Raw genomic sequence first — 15,809 nt, 5'->3', positions numbered from 1 at the left:
TCGTGTGGTGAAGGAGCTTGTCATAAACACCTATTAACTTCTGATACTAGCTAAAGTCTGTAGGCGGTAGCCGTTTGTAAAGCAGACATCCTCAAATAAAAACCAGAGGTCGGCTTTGTCCGCGTCTTGTTTGTCTGGACCGCATGCAGCGAAAGCACGGTCTCGGTTCCACCCAAAACACCTCTCTTGAACGGCTGGAATGGCGACACACGCTGCGATGCAACAACACTCGTGCCGCAAGTGCGAGCAAATGCTGCGTCAGCAAAGCGCGAAAAACGAAGGTCGGGAAAGTCCCGCTCAGCTGACCTTGACCTCCGGTCTCAGTGCCGATTTGGTGTGCTGGCGAGGCGAACGGCGGGTGAGAGCCCGATGCAGACGTTGTTTTGGCAAAGGTCACTCGCGCTCGCAGCGAGCTACTGGGGTGCATCAAAGCCTGAAGTTTTTCGGGTTTTACGTTCGCTGATTCAGCCACGAAATTTACTGAACTGGCCAACTGCGCTATAGCGAAAATCCCGCAGCAGAAATGATAATCCAAGCCAAGGAGACGGCTCTTCAATTTTAATCTGGTATTTCGCTAGCCGGAGCCGGATGTGACAGGATCATCTCATTACCGCCGTTGCGAGGCAGGGAAGCTAGGGGGCAATGGACTACTGCCCCTAGCTGTCTGGCGTTTATTCTTCCTTGATGACCTTGGGCATGTTGTAGGTGCCGTTGGTCAGCGGCGCATAGGGTCCGTAATACCGTGACGTGAACCGGAAGCCGGCCGCAGGTGCCGGAAGCCAGTTTTTAACCTGATCCGGATCAGAGGGCTTTTCGTTCTGGATGTAGATCACCAATTTACCATCCTTAGCCGCCAGTTCACCAGATTTCAGCATGAAGCTGTTTACAGTGTAGCGGTTGATCTCATTGGCAACGAAATACCCGTTGGCGTCGTAGATCGGGATTGACCAGAACTGCGTCACGGGCGGCAGATCATTCATGTCGAAAGTCAGGGTATATTTGCTCTTGCCGTTAAAGGGATTGCCGTCGGAATCGGTGAACAAGAACGCGCCACCATGCGAGATATTTTTGTCGGGCGCCGCCCAGGCCGCATCCGCAATGATCGCCCGGTCCATCCAGCGGGTTTCAAATCCGCCGTCATTTCGCACAACGCCCCAGCCGTTCATGTTTATCATATTGCTCTTCATCGTTTGACGCACGCTGTTAAACCCGGCCTTAAACCCGGACTCCAGTGCCGTTTGCTGCTCTGCCGTCAGCTTGGACCAGTCAAAGCTCAGGCCCTTGCCGATACTGAACGCCTCAAGCTGCCTGAGCATGTTGGCTTCCTTTATCGAATCCGTGAGCGTTGGCATAGTCGGATCATTCAGGATTACGCTGAGCAGCGTGAAATATTGCTCGGCAGTCTGTTTGTCGACCTGACCGAACTGATATTCCGGCAGACCATTGGGGATGAGGAAATCGCCCTTCACGATCTCTCTGTCGGCTTGGGCGATGCCCTTGTTGCCATTGGACAGCCAGTCAGCCAAAGGCGTGATTGTCACCTGATCCTGATAGCCGTTGATTGTCTTGATTTCGGCATCCGTCCCGGTTTCGACAGCCATCCGCACCACACCGTAAGCGGTCAGGGCCGGCCATTGTACTATTTCGGTGGTTGGAAAATCGGCCGGAAGGTTGCCGGTGAATCCTGGCGGGACCAGAATATATTTCCGCGCCCTTGTCCCATTGAAGGGTGACCCGACGATCATCCGGAAAATACCGTACTGATCCATGATCTGAACGCTGAAATAGCGGTCGGTGATTTCAGGCACTTCGACGACAACCGGCCCTGCGCGCAAATCGAGAAAGCCTGCGCCATAGAGCGTGGTCGCGTTCGGCGTAACCACCGGATAATCCGGTGTGATCTGTTTGCGCACCCAGGAAAACTGGTTCAGACCGGCGTAGACGATGTTGTCCTTGTCGTCATTCTGGGTGTAAACCCAGCGCTGTCCATAATAAATTGCCTGTTGCAGGCCGTAGATATAGGCCTGCGCTGCGATGTCCTCCGGTTTCTGCTCTGTCTGGGCTTGTGCGCCAGCGGTCATGCCGACAAGGGAGATGGCCGCCAAGGCTTTGATCGCGTGACGCTTTGTGGAGTTCAGCACTTCACTCGAACGTGCCAGCACCGCGCTGATCCACGTCGGGGCAAACGGCGCGCCCGGATATCCGTGTGTCTGTGTCATCATCTCTTTATCCTCTATGTAAATTCCGGCACACTGATGCGTGACAGGCATTCGGTGCTATTCGGCGGGACAACTGCCCCGCCGATGCAGTCATTCAACCAATTCGATTTCGCCGGGGCGCCAGCTCTGGTCGATCCAAGATTCCAGCGGGCCGTACATGCGCAGGATCGTGAACCAACTCTTGCCTGGAACGGTCTGCAGCCAGTTGCCTTCCTTGCCTTCCGGTGCCTCGGGCGCGAAATACACGTCGTAGGACCCGTCCGCGTTCTGGGTCATGCCCTTGGTCTGACTGCCGATAGTTGGAAATGGCTGCCCGGTCTGAAGTTGCGAGCGGGTCTGGGTATCGTAGAGGGTAACAGCCCAGAAATCCTTGACCGGAACGTCCTTGGGGAGGGTGAGCTTGTAGGTCCTTGATCCGTCAAACGCCTGCTTATTGGCATCAAGGACCGCCAAACCATAATCCGAGCCTGCGCCTGGCGTAGTGGCGGCCATGGCCGGGGTCACGCCACCGGCATTGAAATAATACAGTGCCCGCGCATCCAGTCCCATTGTACCATCCGCCTCGAAGCTGGTGTTCTTGTTGGCGAAGGCGGTGGACCAGACGCTCTTGGGGTCATCGGGGTAGATACTCACCCCGGCGATACGGGGATGATAGGTGATGGCGCGGGCCGAAGCGGCGCCGAGTGTGGCGGCTTCGGTCAACAGTTGCTTCATCCGGTCATCCGGCGCGAAGGTCTGACCCTTCACAATACCGATCGCCGCGATCTCACCACGCACGTCTGGACTGATTGCCTCAATTGGTTCTCCCTGAATCACCTCGTCCAGAATCTCGAAATAACTGAAGTCGCTTGGAAACACGGTATTGAACGCCTTATTGGATACGTTGACGAACTCTGTCACTGCCGGGTTGGCCTCATCTTTCAGCGGATAGACCCGCAGCTTCGATTCGATATTCTCGACCGCGGGCTTAAGCCCATTTGCGATCGACCCCCGAAGAAAAAGGAAATTCCGGTTGGTCGATGGCTTCAAAAGGAAGTATCCGTCAGGAATATCACCGGCATAGCCGGGGGGCACGACAAGATATTTACCACCCTTGCCTTTGTCCGGCCCGGTGACGCCCATATTTCCGGCGAAACGCTGCCACGCATCGTTGAGAAAGCCGAGCATCCCCGGCGGAACCTCGATCACCGTCGGGCCATCCTTGGCAAGGTCGGTATAAGTATAGGCGTAGAGCGTCGAGGTGTTGGCCGTGACCACAAGGGTCTGAGAATCCATCAAATTTCCGAAAAGGGCGATCTTGTTCGCCCCTTCTGCCCCGGCATCTGCCAGCCCTTTGCGCACGCTGTACATCGACACGGCGCCGATATTGTCGAGAAACACGTCGATGCCGCGCATGCGGTCGAGGTTATCATAGACGGTAGAGATCGTGGCGTCCGTCGGTACGCCATCAAAAAACTCCAGCGTCCCGATTGCTGTCTCGACCTTGTCGGGGATGGAGATCGCGTCGAGTTCTTCCTGCGAAACCTGAGAGACTGCAGGTGATGACAATAGGATCGAAAGACAAAGGCCACGCGCAGTGGTTGAGCGGATCATAATATTGTTCCTGATTCTTATTCAATTAATGATTGTGCTGTCTCAACACTACGGTTTCACCAAAGCAAAGCAAAGCAAAGCAAAGCAAAGCACAATCCGGTGCCGCTTTGGACCGTCATCTTTAGGCTCCACACCAGCAACTGACGAAATCACCTGGATGACCGCTGTGTCCCGCAGTGCTGCCCTCCAACCCCAAAATTTCGCTGCACCTCTCATCAATGACCGCTTTTCACGCGGCATCGCAGCGGTCGCAGGCTGTGTTCCCAGGCCGAAAGACGGACTTTGCAAACTCCGTTTTGCGCATTGCTGACTTTGGCAGTTGTTGCAGCAGGTCGGCGCGTCGAACCTGGGTCCTGAATAGCTGCTTTCGTGTGTTTGACAGTGTGTGTTCGCAAGCGCGGCGAATTCAGACTTTCCGCCCGAATCCATTTGCGTTTGATCGGCCCTTGCCGGTCCATCGCTGAGGCGATTTCTTTCACCTGCAACTTTCGACGCATCCAAATTATGGTCTCGAAAACCGCATAACCATTTTTTCGTCTCCACCACCAAGGAGATGAAAAATGGATGGTTCACACTTCGAAACACGCTACCCGGTTGTCCTACGCTTTGAGGGTATCGGGCCTGAACACCTCGCAGGCTATGAGAAACACCGCAAGCGGGTCGGCGGTGACATCGGCCACATTCTTGAACATCCGCCAGCGCCAAATCGCTTGCTGATCGGAGGCGAGGACTGGGCTGCCAATGCCTTGGCGGAGATCGCAGCTATTAAGGCGCAGAACTTTGCGGCAGAACTGGAAGCCCTGGAGCAGCGCAAGCGAAAAAAAGACATCCAGAAGCGGCTGGCAGAAGGCCCGCACAACCCCTGGCGGCCAACGCGGCACGGGCCGATGCGCGAGGTGATCCTGACGGCCAACAAAGAATGGTTCGATGCTGACCCCGCAGCTGTGTTCGGCGAAGGTGTCGAGCACAATCAACGGATCTCGGATTTTGAAGAGCGGTCGATTGCCTGGCTGAAGGGTGCATTTGGCGATGATGTCATCCATGCTCGTGCGGACCTCGATGAAGAGGCCTACCACATTCACGCTGTGATCCTGCCGCGCGTGCAGGTTGAGATGACGCGCAAGGACAAAAAGACCGGTGAGAAAAAAGTCATTGCGACCCGGCAAATGCTGCAGCCTTCCAAGTTTGATGTGATCGAAGATTATGAGCACGCCCAAGATAGCGTTGGCGAATGGTTCTCCGAGATCGGTCTTGATCGTGGGGAGCGGCGTAAGGAGGCATACCGCGAGGCCATCGCCAAGTGCGAGACACCGCCTCCAAAGCGGATGCACAGCAAAACGCGCGACTGGCGGCGCAAGAAGGACCTTGAGCTGGCCAAGCGTGAGCGTGACCTTGAGACCCGCTCGGCCGTCGTAGAAGAGAAAGCGGCGGAGGCAGAGACCATCATTGAAATCACCGATGCGGTGGCGCAGGGCGCGGTCGATCCTGTTGCGCAAACTGCTGAGGACGCGTTGGTGCCAGTGAAAGGGCGCGAACAGGACGCGGTGTTCTTGCGGGCACAGCGACATGCGCAACGTTCACCCAAAGGGGCATCGCGCATTGCAAAGGCCTTCCGCCGTGGATGGGGCGCGATGTTCAAGACGGCGCGCAACGAAGCGCTTGAGAGGGTCAATCAGGATTTCCAGGCTGCCAATAAAACGCTTGAAGAGGTGAGAGCCCTGTTGGCCAGGATTGGCGGGGCTTTGGGAGCCGACCTGTCGGGCAATATCAGTAAACTTCCAGACCTGGCTCGACGTCTTAAAATGACGATTTCGGCGGGAAATCTTTCACATGAAAGATCCACAAAGAGGCGGGAAAAATAAAAATATATATAATACAGATAGTTGAATGGTTCTCGCACCATTTTCTCCGGGAAAAGACGATTGCCCACAGAAAAACGTTTTTATCTAATTTTTATGCCGCGGGGCAATCCCGCCTCAAGCGGTAAAAACACCAAACCAAAGGACACTCAAATGAGCAAACGTATGTTCCGCAAGCCCGTCAAAGCCACCCGTAAGAACCTTGCTGCGGCGACAATGAGCCCGGCGATGCAAGCCGCTATGTTCAAGGTCGCGAATGTCGCGGCGAATATGTCCAGAAAGGACGAGGCCACACAACAGGCCGCCCGAAAGGCGATCGCCGAAACGATCGAAGATTGGATCGGGTTTTTGGCGGAAAACGAGCCCGAAGCCGTTGAGGATTTTTACTACGAGGTCTGCATGCTGGCGACCGCCGGCAATCGCCGCCGCATCGCAAAACATAGCCCAATGCCAGAGGGCGTCTTCGAGCGGGTTGAAGATGATCTGCGTGAGCAGAAAGAAGAGGCACAACGCGAGGCGGAAAAGTCTCAGGGTAAAGATGGCTGTGATGAGAGTTCAGAACTCACCTCCGCGTGAAGCTCAGGAGAAATCCGTAAAAATCGTTCGCCACAGGCCAAATCCTACTCCCGCAACCAATAATTACTAAATGAAATAAGACGCATAGCACCGCCTCAGGGCGGCTTTCTGCGTTGCTGTTAGATGCGCAGTGCTACAACGGTGCTACTTGCCATTCAGCGCGTCTGGAGGTGCGCTTCTATTCCATCTGCTCAGCAAATTGTATGAGCGCACCAGCGTGATCATAACCACCAACCTCAGCTTCTCAGAATGGGCGCAGGTCTTCGGAGATGCCAAGATGACCACTGCGCTCCTCGATAGGCTCACACACCGCTGTCACATTCTGGAAACCGGAAACGACAGCTACCGCTTCAAAGCCAGCTCTGAGGCTGCAAAGAAAACAGGAAAGGAGACCGCAACATTGACCACATCATATACTACAGCGCATAACTGAAGGTGGGTCAAATCTCGGTGAAAATACCGGGTCAGTTCTCAGTGACAATCAACAGACAGACATAGCCCTAATTTGGGCTCCATGCGATGTTACGAGGGTAACTAAATCATGTGATCAAAGCTGCGCGTGTGGGCATGCCTGTTCCCATAGTCCCATCGGGAGTGAAGCGCCTTTGCAGGGTTGCCCAATGTGATCATCCTTGTCTAGCCCATCTTTTGCGCTGGGCTTCTGCAATTTTTGCGCGCCCCTGAGCGGTCTTGGGGCCGGTGGAGGCGCCGCCGTGGTACCGGCAACGCCGCTTGCCGGGCGCCACCGGTAGTTTGCAATGGGAGCCTTTCCGGTTCTTTGCACCACATCGGGGACGCGCCGCCGGTGGAAGGGCTCTCCCCTCGTCATCGAGCCCCAAAGTGATGAGATCCCGGCAGCCTCCCAAGAGGCAAACGTGACAAACCCGCTCGTGGTTGCGGCCTGTTACGGCCTCAAAGGGGCAACTCCGGTATTCTATATTTGAACGGCGATAAACCTCTTCCAGCTCCATCCAACTGGATTCGTTTTTCCTGCGGGGATTTCTCATAACTTTTTTCTCAAAAATCGTCACACTTCATCATCCCAGTAATACCCCATGGAGTTTCACTTCTTCCCGTAGCCCATATTCGGCACTTAATTGGCCATTTTGCCTTGTGCGTTGAAGCCTAAGCTTGAGGGGCAGTCAGATGCCGTTGGTCCCACAAAAACGAGCCCGCGCTTTCCTGCAGAGGCTGGTCAAAATAGCTCCAGGAGGAGATCCGCCTAGGGCCCTTCTTTTGCATGGTCTTGACGATGGTTGCGACGATCTTTGAGTGGGGCAATCCCAACGTACACCATGCCTCTACCTGGCGCTGGGCACCTTCCTCAATAAGCCCCTCTGCGAGGTTCGGGTGCCCCCCGTCGAGCGCATGGCTTTGCAATTCTGTGAGCAAGCGATCAAATGGCAGCTGCTGATTTGCATCGCCTTTTTCTCGAGTTTCATGTTGGCCAATTTGGGAGGCGGCTTCAAAGCGACTGCTTTCCAGGGCAGGGGGCGCGAATTCGGGCGGCGATGCATCCATTTCGGAGCTGTGTTGCTGCCGATCCTTGCGGCTCGCAACGGCGCGTTTAGCCGTGCCAGAGCGATTTTGAAAATGACTGATACTTTTCTCAGCCAGAGGTGCCATGATGGCACCGTTTTCGTCTCGAACCACGCCCTTTTCGATCAAGACCTCCAGCGTGCGGTTGAAGGTTTTCTTGGTTTTGGCCCCGAGAAGTTTAAAAAGCCCAGGGTCGTCTCGCTGCAATGGACCTTGGTGCAGGCAATTTTCGAGTACAATGCGCATGAACAGCCCAAGCTCGACATACTCTAGGCGGCGAAACACGCGCAGCATGTCCTGGATGAGAATTTGGAGGAAAACCATATCTCCGATCATGAGGCGGCCTTTCGAAAAAAATGATCCCTTTCCCACCGGCAGCGTGCAGGCGCGCCATGAATGCGGGATCTCAGGGGTATTGGCGAGCAGTCCTCCAAGGGGGCAGCTCAGCGATACGGTTGCGTTTCATCTACGCGCCTTGGCCTCTTCGATCACCGCAAGGATTTCTGAGCATAGCCAGCGGGACGAAGAGCCAAGCTTGATCGGTCGGGGAACGGATCCATCTGCGACCCGCCGCCAGAAGCTTGGGACGCTGATTGACAAGATATTTGCGGCTTCGCTGACCTTGAGCAGTGGGTCGACGCCATCTGTGCGAGAGATTGATTGATTCGACATGTTTTTGGATGCCTCTATTCGAGTTGAGATGAGACATCTAAAGGCGACAACGCCCGGCGTGGGGAGGGTAGAAAAAAATTCTACCCCCCCCTTCTGGGCCTGAGTTTGTCCGGACGATATCGATCATTGCCAAAGGGAAAAGGGGCTGTGGCCTGTATCAGCGCCATCAGTCATCAATATCTTCTTCTTGGTCTGCTTTGCTTCTGATTTCCCTACGCTCGTAAAGTTAGTCGACTGTATTCATTTATTAAAATTCTGTATTTTTGATTTTTTTGCGACTTTTCACACAAAAAACACAGACTGTATTTGTAAAGTTTCCTATGTTTCCCGTAAAATTTCTGGCCTAACCACAGCCGCGCAGGCCAATGCTATCCCCGGAACAGGACGCAGCCCGCAGGTTATGGATAAGCGTGACTTGGCAATTCACGGGGGGGGCAATTCGTAGACAGAAGCTTTCTTTCTTCATCACTGAGACGGGTCATTTGTCCTGAGAATGCAGCGTCAATTTGCTCCGGGACACGCCAAGGGTTCCAACTCAGATCGCCTTGCCCGCAAACTTCATCCATGAAGTCCTCAAGCGCCTTCGCGATTGCGAGGAAACTCAGGAACTGCTTGTGATCGGCCTCGAATGACTGACCAGACATGCCACTAATCCGAAACGCAGCCTCGAGATGGCTGGTGTTTCGCCATTTGCTGAAAGCGGTTTTAACTTGGCTTTTGATTGAACTTTCCTGAGTGGTTGGCTTTGCTCTGCTCAGCTCGTGCGTGATCAGCTTGAGTGCATTGGCCAGGGTGGGTTTCTCGTCGTTCAACTTGAGCCGTAACAGTTCCGTCACCACCATTGCGGCGTACCGGCGCTCGGTCATATGCCCTCTGATGTAGTGCTTCTCAAGCGTGCTTTCGGGGTCGTTTAATTCGGATTTCGTATTATCAGACGCTTCGGCGATGTAGCGGTAGGTTGCCTCTGGATCGCTCTTCGCTTGCCCCTCCTGCACGGACATGCGGACCAACACATAAAGGTCGGGCCGATCCAGAGCCCAGGCACCTGTTTCATCGAAGAGAGGGAGGTAGCGTTTATGCGCAGTCATTTTATCACCTGATTGACGGGAGTATTGGTGTTGTCTGCAAGATGCGAGGCCCAGCGCTCAAGCAGGGTTCGGCGCTGGTCGAGAAAATCCGTACGCCGATAGGCGCGTACAACAGCACTGCCGACCACATGGCCAAGCATCGTTTCGGCCACTTCATGGCTGGCGTCAGTGACCTCAGCCAACCAAACCCGGAGGCTTGACCTGAACCCATGAGGGCGTGCTTCAAGACCCCGCCGTTCCATCAATCGGGACATCGTGGCGTCAGAGAGGACCCCCTTGCGAACACTGGGGAACAGATAGCCATCACGTGCATGTTGACGCGCTTTATCTATGACATTTAGTGCCTCAGCCGAAAGAGGGACGCGGAAGTCGGTGGTGGCGTCTTTACGTCCCTTCATTTGATCTCCAGGGATTATCCAAATATTGTCCTGTATTTGCTCTTCTCGTATGAATCTCAGCGGCTTGGAGCGTACCCCGGTCAGGATCAGCAACCGTAATGCAAGATGCGTCACTGTTCCCTCATCAAGGCTCTGATAGAACCCCGGCACCTCCTGCCAGGGGAGCGCAGGAATATGGGTGGATGTCTGCTTGGACTTTCCGAGTAGAGCCCGCGCCTTTTTTGGGGCCTGCAGGTCCACATCGATGCCCAGCGCCGCCGCATGGTCCAGACAGATAGAGGTGCGGGTCAAGGCCTTGCGCGCGGTTTCAGCTTTCGTGTGCCAGATCGGCGCGAAACAGTCGCGCAGGTCAATCTGGGTGATCTCTGCTACAGGCACATGCCCCAACTTTGGCAACACATGCAGTTCAAGCGGACTGAACCAACGGCCTGCCTTGCCGCCATCCCTCAGCTCCGCCTTGCGTGCTTCAAACGCATCACGGGCAATGTCTCGGAAGAGGTGAAGGTTTCGCAGGGCATCCTGGCGTCGTTTTTGACGCTGCCGGATTGGGTCGTGCCCCTCACGTAACTCACGGCGCGCTTCCCCCGACTTCTCGCGGGCTTCCGCCAAATTTACATCAGGCCAGCGCCCCAGCCCCATTTCCCGGCGCTTGCCATGAACGGTGAGCCGCAGGACCCATTTTCCGTTCTTCTGATCGGATTTCACCAGCCAGAGCCCAGCGCCATCACAATATTTCCCTGCGTTCAGAGTCATGAGGCCGCGGGCCGTTAGTTTGTTCCGGATCATTTGAGGCCTTTACAGTCCACCTTTTAGTCCACCTATGGGTATAGTATTCAGTGGAGATCGTCGAGATGGAATGAGACGGGAAGATGCTTTGTTTTCAACACCAAAGCTGGCTCCATCCATGAATTGACTACGGCTGATGTGCATAGATATTGAACTGCGCGTCCCACCGCCCGCACCAGCATCTAAACTGATATGAACGGTTTTGAATGTTTTTCCTTTTAAAATAAGTGTTTTGCAGATGTGGCGGTATCGGGTAGCTGGCCATGATGTGCAGGAATGTGTATTCGTTTACGCATATGTTCCGCACGGCGCGTAATTCGTTGCGTCCATTCGGAAGCTTAAATCAGGATGCCGGGCCGAGGTTGTCCGCAACGATATCCGAAAGTCAAAGGTATTTCCGATAAAGCAAGGGGCCAAAGATTGGGCTCTTTGGGCGGAACGCGAGATTCTGAACAGCGATAAGATGGCAGCCAAGCAGACATTGGGCGAGGTGTTCAACCGCTATGCGTGCGAGGTTTCGCCCTCCAAGCGCAGTCACAGGTGGGAAGTCATCAGGCTGGAGAAGTCTGGGCGAGACTCTATTGCCAAAATTCGCCTTGAGGATCTGTCTGCGAAGGATTTTGCCAAGTGGCGAGATCGTCAGTTGCAGGACCTCGCCCCGGCAAGCGGTATTCGAGAAATACCGCTCATGCCTTCAGTTCTGACTGTCGCGCGGCGCGATTTGGAGCTGATTTCAATAGACCCCAGAAGTGATGTGTCCGTAAGCCCTTCAAGCCGCCGCCGCGCGCGCGAATGTCCGCGTTTTCCCAACCAAGGGACGCGCGTCGCTTGGAGTACCGCAGCTTCAAAATGTCAGCTGGCCGTTTTCCCGCCGTCTCGATAACGCGACAAAGGTCTGACGTGATGTTCAAGATGCTTTACGATAATAGAGGCCAAGTCCTTTCCAGACGTTCGCTCAATTCCTTCAAGTCCCGGAGATGAGTTTACCTCCAGCACTTTGGGGCCATCCGAAGACTGCAACATGTCAACTCCGGCCACGGACAAGCCCAATTCTTTGGCAGCTCTCTTGGCTGTTTCCCGCTCTTCCTTAGAGATCTGAACGGATTTTGCTGTTCCGCCTTGGTGAAGGTTTGAGCGAAAATCACCGTCAGCCCCGACACGCTTCATTGCGCCCACAACTTTGCCGCCGACGACAAAGCAGCGCAAATCTGATCCAGAGGCTTCTTTAACGAACTGCTGAACCAGGAAACTGGCATCCAAACCGCGAAATGCATCTACAAGACTTTCTGCCGCTTTCGCGGTTTCTGCCAAAACAACACCTTTGCCTTGCGTCGATGACAACAGCTTCACAACAACCGGGGCTTTCCCCGCGAGTTCGATAAGGCTCTTGGTGTCTTTTGGTGAACTGGCGAATGTCGTAACTGGCATTTGTATCTTTGCCCGCGCCAATATTTGATGGGCCAGCAACTTGTCGCGAGAGGCACCAATTGCTTCTGCTGAGTTCAGGCAAAATGCTCCGGTTGCCTCAAACTGCCTCAAGACCGCCATTCCGTAACTTGTGACCGATGCTCCAATGCGCGGGATAACGGCGTCAAATCTTGGAAGCACTTTGCCATCAAGGTGGATCTCCGGGGTAATGCCTCCGATTTTCATATAGCAGCGGGTCGTATTGATGACTTCGACGACATGGCCCCTTTCCTGGGCTGCCTCAATAAGGCGCTTGCTCGAATAGCTACCTGCTTCACGTGTAAGCAAAGCAATGCGTAAAGGACGCTTGACCGGGCGTTTTCGCGGCAACCCTCTGTAATCGGAGAAGGAAAGTCTGGGCTGGGCAAAAGAAACATTGGGGTCGACAAGCATATCATCCTGAATCGCCGAGCGGCCCAGCAACATGCGATAAGCCATGGTTTCCCTGTTGGTCAAAGTGACCTGGATCGGCCATTCCCGACCGCCCACCAGAACCTGAGTTTCGATCACATAACGTAGTTCAATCTCTCCGTTTGAACTCGTAACCTGCCGACGATCAACGACTTTCGCAGAACAGGTGATTTCGAGGTTCTCGTCGTCCGGGTTCGGCTGTACGACAAACCTGACCTGGGGCGCATCGGCGGGGCCAAAGGGTTCGATTGCAACGGCATGAAGGGCAGAAGTTTTTGCCCCGGTGTCGACCTTCGCTCGAATAGCGGGAAGGCTCAGCCCAGGCAAACTCAGCCATTCTTCCCAGCCGAGACAAAATACGTTTTCCAAGCAATCGACTCCTCGGATGTTTGGCGATATTCAATTCGCGCTATCAAGTTTGAGCGCCCGGAGCTAGCCTAAATAGGACTGCCGACTTGCCAAATTTTGCACAGTATGTTGCGTGGCGTATCGCTTGCTCCGGGGCGGACGCTGACATTTAACACTCACCAGCATTCCGCGCTTTGGGCTCAATCCGGACTTGCGGCGGTGAGGCAAGCGAATCTTGGCCTTGCGGGCCTCGCCGCGTCAAGCGTCGCCCACGTCCAGCACAACGAGGGTGTCAATTGACCCGTCCTCGCGCAGTAGGGGCATTCTTTGCAGCTTTCGCATCCCCAGCATTGTCGCCCCCAAAAACGAGGTGACCGGGATGCAACCCAGGTTCTCGCCCGGCACCATGGTGATTTTGCCGTTGCGGGCCTTGCCGCCGGTGGTCATGAACGAAACCTGGCGCCCGGCCACCACGAGGTTTGGGGGCGTCGGTTCGGGCGCACGCCGGGCCAGACGTAGCTTGTGCCGCAGAAAGCCTTCGATCAGTGTCGGGTTTGGACATTTCGCCGAGAGGCCAAGACTTAGCAACCGCTCGATCCCAATCCTGTCGGCTTGGATCAGTTGGTAGCGGCCTCTGAGTGGCAGGCATTTGAACGACGGTTGATATGCACTGCCCGCAGGCAAGTGCATCGGATCGGTGATGTGCATGATGGTCCCCCGGAAAGGATCGCAGTCTCAATGAAGGGTTTGAGATGGCCCCGGGGGTTGAAGAGACGCCTAAGCGTGCGCCACCCGGGGACGGGGGCGGTTCAGAAGCAGAAACCGGAAATGATTCTCATGCATAACCATAAGTTGAGCCTACCCTGTATCTTTGGCTTGTCAATCTGCCGATGACAGGGACCATGGGCCAACGTTGTCTTCGGCAAATTTGCCGAAGACTGGGACGTCATCGACAACAGGGTGAACCTGGAACCGATCGTCAACCAACTACAGCAGCGGTTACGATAATTTCCACTCGCAAATCTGCATCCGCCAGTTTGGCTTCTCCACAGGCGCGTGCCGGTGCTGCACCTTGGGGTATCCAAGCGTCCCAAATTGCATTCATCTCGTCGAATTCCGCCATATCAGCAAGCCAGACAATCGCCTGCAATATATGTGCGCGCGATGACCCTGCTTCGCAGAGCAGCTTGTCGATGCGTCCAAGACAGTCTTCGGTCTGCTCGGCCAGAGTTGTCCCGCTGCCGACCTGCCCACAAAGATAGACGACACCGCAGTGTTTGACAATTTTGCTCATGCGTTGATTGGTGTGGATGCGTTCGATCATGGTCATACTCTTTCAGGGGTCGGGAGGGAGGCCGCGTGAGGCGCGATGCCTGTGTCGCGACGGGTCAGATGGCGTAGGTAGCGGCGCTCGAACCTGCGGAAGGCCCATGTGATGCACAGGACGATCAGGAAATAGAGCACGGCGGCGGTGATGAAACCCTCGTAAGCGAGGTAATAGCGCCCGTTCAGCCAGCGCCCTACGCCAAGGATGTCCTGCAAGGTGATCGTGCTGGCAATGACTGAGCCGTGCAGCATGAAGATGACTTCGTTGGAGTAGGCCGGAATCGCGCGGCGAAAGGCTGAGGGCAGGATGATCCGGCGCATGCGGCTGCGGTCGGAATGGCCGGTGGCAATGGCAGCCTCCACTTCGCCGGTGGGGGTGTCCGCTATGGCGCCACGCAGCAGCTCGGTCGTATAGGCGGCGGTGTTGAGTGTGAAGGCGATGAGCGCGCACCACCAGGCGGAGGACAGAACAGGGTCCCACAGAAAGCTTGTGCGGATCACCTCAAACTGGCCGACGCCGTAATAGATCAGGTAGGTTTGCACCAACAGCGGCGTGCCGCGAAAGACATAGGTGTAACCCTGCACCAACGGGTTGAAGACCCGGTGTTTCGATGCGCGGGCGATTGCCATGGGGATCGACAGCAAACCGCCCAGCAGCAGCGACAGGAAGGTCAGGTTCAGTGTCACCCAAACCCCATAGAGAAAGCGGTCAAAGTTCTCGGCGATCAGGGCAAGGTCGAGTGGGATATAGGACAGCAGGGTTTCCATGATCACGTCCTTACCGCGCCGCGGTTGTAATGACGTTCCACCGCACGCAGCAGTAGGTCGGACACGCCAGTTAGCAGCAGGTAGATGACAAATGCGGCCGCCATAAAGGTAAAAAGCTGATCCGTCGAGCGACCGGCGGTGAAAGCATTATAGACCAAGTCTTGAAGCCCGATGACTGAAACCAACGCCGTAGTCTTGAGTTGTACCAGCCAGTTGTTTGTGAAACCCGGCAAGGCAAAGCGGACCATCTGCGGCCAGATGATATGACGGAATATCAGCGATTTGCGCATCCCGCCGCTGATACCTGCCTCTATCTGACCACGCGGGATTGCCATGATGGCGCCGCGAAACGTTTCGGTGAAGTAGGCGCCGAAGATCACGCCGATTGTGCCTGCACCCGCCGCGAACTGGCTGACTTCGACATAGCCCCAAAGCCCTGTCGCCGCGCCGATGTTGTTAAGCGTTACCTGACCGCCGAAGAACACCAGCAGGATCAGCACAAGATCAGGCACCCCGCGCACTATGGTGGTATAAGCTCCGGCCAACCGCCGGGCCAAACGGTTGGCGGAAAGTTTCGCCCAAGCACCGAGCAGGCCAAAGGTCAAGGCGATGACCAGCGATGTCAGCGCCAGTGTGATCGTCATGATCGTGCCGTCGATCAATTGGGTTTGATATTCCAAAAGCAGGTTCATGGCGTATCCTTCATTGGATCATCAGGGCAGCGGTGGGTCGCCCTGATGAAGTGTGTCAGGTCTAAGA

Annotated in this window: 15 protein-coding genes and 1 pseudogene; 4 read left to right on the top strand and 12 right to left on the bottom strand. The window is 55.2% G+C overall.

What is annotated here, in order from left to right; all coding sequences use genetic code 11:
• Window positions 1-671: 671 nt before the first annotated feature.
• Both P2081_RS05955 and P2081_RS05950 read right to left on the bottom strand, forming a co-directional pair.
• The gene (locus P2081_RS05955) at window positions 672-2,222 is read right to left on the bottom strand and encodes a DUF1254 domain-containing protein (protein ID WP_278921945.1); all 1,551 of its coding nucleotides are present in this window, start codon (window positions 2,220-2,222) and stop codon (window positions 672-674) included.
• A gap of 87 nt (window positions 2,223-2,309) precedes the next feature.
• Entirely contained in the window at window positions 2,310-3,812 is a 1,503-nt protein-coding gene (locus P2081_RS05950; RefSeq protein WP_278921944.1) for a DUF1254 domain-containing protein, read from the bottom strand.
• Window positions 3,813-3,816: 4 nt separating this feature from the next.
• Between P2081_RS05950 and P2081_RS05945 the strand changes: the two genes are divergently transcribed.
• The 4 genes and pseudogenes from P2081_RS05945 to P2081_RS05930 form a co-directional block, all read left to right on the top strand.
• Window positions 3,817-4,122, top strand: a complete 306-nt coding sequence (locus P2081_RS05945) for a hypothetical protein (RefSeq protein ID WP_278921943.1) — start codon at window positions 3,817-3,819, stop codon at window positions 4,120-4,122.
• 250 nt (window positions 4,123-4,372) lie between these two features.
• A complete protein-coding gene (locus P2081_RS05940; protein WP_278921942.1) occupies window positions 4,373-5,674 on the top strand; it encodes a plasmid recombination protein in 1,302 nt (433 codons plus the stop codon).
• Between the two features lie 60 nt (window positions 5,675-5,734).
• Window positions 5,735-6,247 carry a hypothetical protein gene (locus P2081_RS05935; protein WP_278921941.1) on the top strand — a complete coding sequence of 171 codons (513 nt, stop codon included), beginning with the start codon at window positions 5,735-5,737 and terminating at the stop codon, window positions 6,245-6,247.
• 145 nt (window positions 6,248-6,392) lie between these two features.
• Window positions 6,393-6,680 (top strand): annotated as a pseudogene (locus P2081_RS05930) (ATP-binding protein); the annotation flags it as partial.
• 193 nt (window positions 6,681-6,873) lie between these two features.
• On the opposite strand, the gene P2081_RS05925 reads toward P2081_RS05930, so the two are convergent.
• From P2081_RS05925 to P2081_RS05880, 10 genes are all read right to left on the bottom strand, one after another.
• Entirely contained in the window at window positions 6,874-7,218 is a 345-nt protein-coding gene (locus P2081_RS05925) for an HGGxSTG domain-containing protein (protein WP_278921961.1), read from the bottom strand.
• A 154-nt stretch (window positions 7,219-7,372) separates the two neighbouring features.
• Window positions 7,373-8,122 (bottom strand): hypothetical protein, encoded by a 750-nt coding sequence (locus P2081_RS05920; protein ID WP_278921940.1) that lies wholly within the window; start codon window positions 8,120-8,122, stop codon window positions 7,373-7,375.
• A 126-nt stretch (window positions 8,123-8,248) separates the two neighbouring features.
• The gene (locus P2081_RS05915; protein WP_278921939.1) at window positions 8,249-8,458 is read right to left on the bottom strand and encodes a helix-turn-helix transcriptional regulator; all 210 of its coding nucleotides are present in this window, start codon (window positions 8,456-8,458) and stop codon (window positions 8,249-8,251) included.
• 398 nt (window positions 8,459-8,856) lie between these two features.
• Window positions 8,857-9,546 carry a hypothetical protein gene (locus tag P2081_RS05910; protein WP_278921938.1) on the bottom strand — a complete coding sequence of 230 codons (690 nt, stop codon included), beginning with the start codon at window positions 9,544-9,546 and terminating at the stop codon, window positions 8,857-8,859.
• Window positions 9,543-10,730: a tyrosine-type recombinase/integrase gene (locus P2081_RS05905; protein WP_278921937.1), complete on the bottom strand. Its 1,188-nt coding sequence runs from the start codon at window positions 10,728-10,730 to the stop codon at window positions 9,543-9,545. The genes P2081_RS05910 and P2081_RS05905 overlap by 4 nt, the downstream gene beginning before the upstream one ends.
• A gap of 852 nt (window positions 10,731-11,582) precedes the next feature.
• Window positions 11,583-12,977 carry a 30S ribosomal protein S6--L-glutamate ligase gene (rimK, locus tag P2081_RS05900; RefSeq protein WP_278921936.1) on the bottom strand — a complete coding sequence of 465 codons (1,395 nt, stop codon included), beginning with the start codon at window positions 12,975-12,977 and terminating at the stop codon, window positions 11,583-11,585.
• Window positions 12,978-13,214: 237 nt separating this feature from the next.
• A complete protein-coding gene (locus P2081_RS05895; protein ID WP_278921935.1) occupies window positions 13,215-13,664 on the bottom strand; it encodes a hypothetical protein in 450 nt (149 codons plus the stop codon).
• 271 nt (window positions 13,665-13,935) lie between these two features.
• Window positions 13,936-14,280, bottom strand: a complete 345-nt coding sequence (locus tag P2081_RS05890) for a RidA family protein (protein ID WP_278921934.1) — start codon at window positions 14,278-14,280, stop codon at window positions 13,936-13,938.
• A 2-nt stretch (window positions 14,281-14,282) separates the two neighbouring features.
• Window positions 14,283-15,050, bottom strand: coding sequence for an ABC transporter permease (locus P2081_RS05885; RefSeq protein WP_278921933.1), 768 nt, complete (start codon window positions 15,048-15,050; stop codon window positions 14,283-14,285).
• Between the two features lie 2 nt (window positions 15,051-15,052).
• On the bottom strand, window positions 15,053-15,742 hold the full coding sequence (locus P2081_RS05880; RefSeq protein WP_278921932.1) for an ABC transporter permease: 690 nt from the start codon (window positions 15,740-15,742) through the stop codon (window positions 15,053-15,055).
• Window positions 15,743-15,809 lie beyond the last annotated feature (67 nt).

The organism is Pseudophaeobacter profundi, assembly GCF_029697505.1.
Taxonomy (GTDB): Bacteria; Pseudomonadota; Alphaproteobacteria; order Rhodobacterales; family Rhodobacteraceae; genus Pseudophaeobacter; species Pseudophaeobacter profundi.
This window is presented reverse-complemented; position numbering and strand designations above follow the sequence as displayed.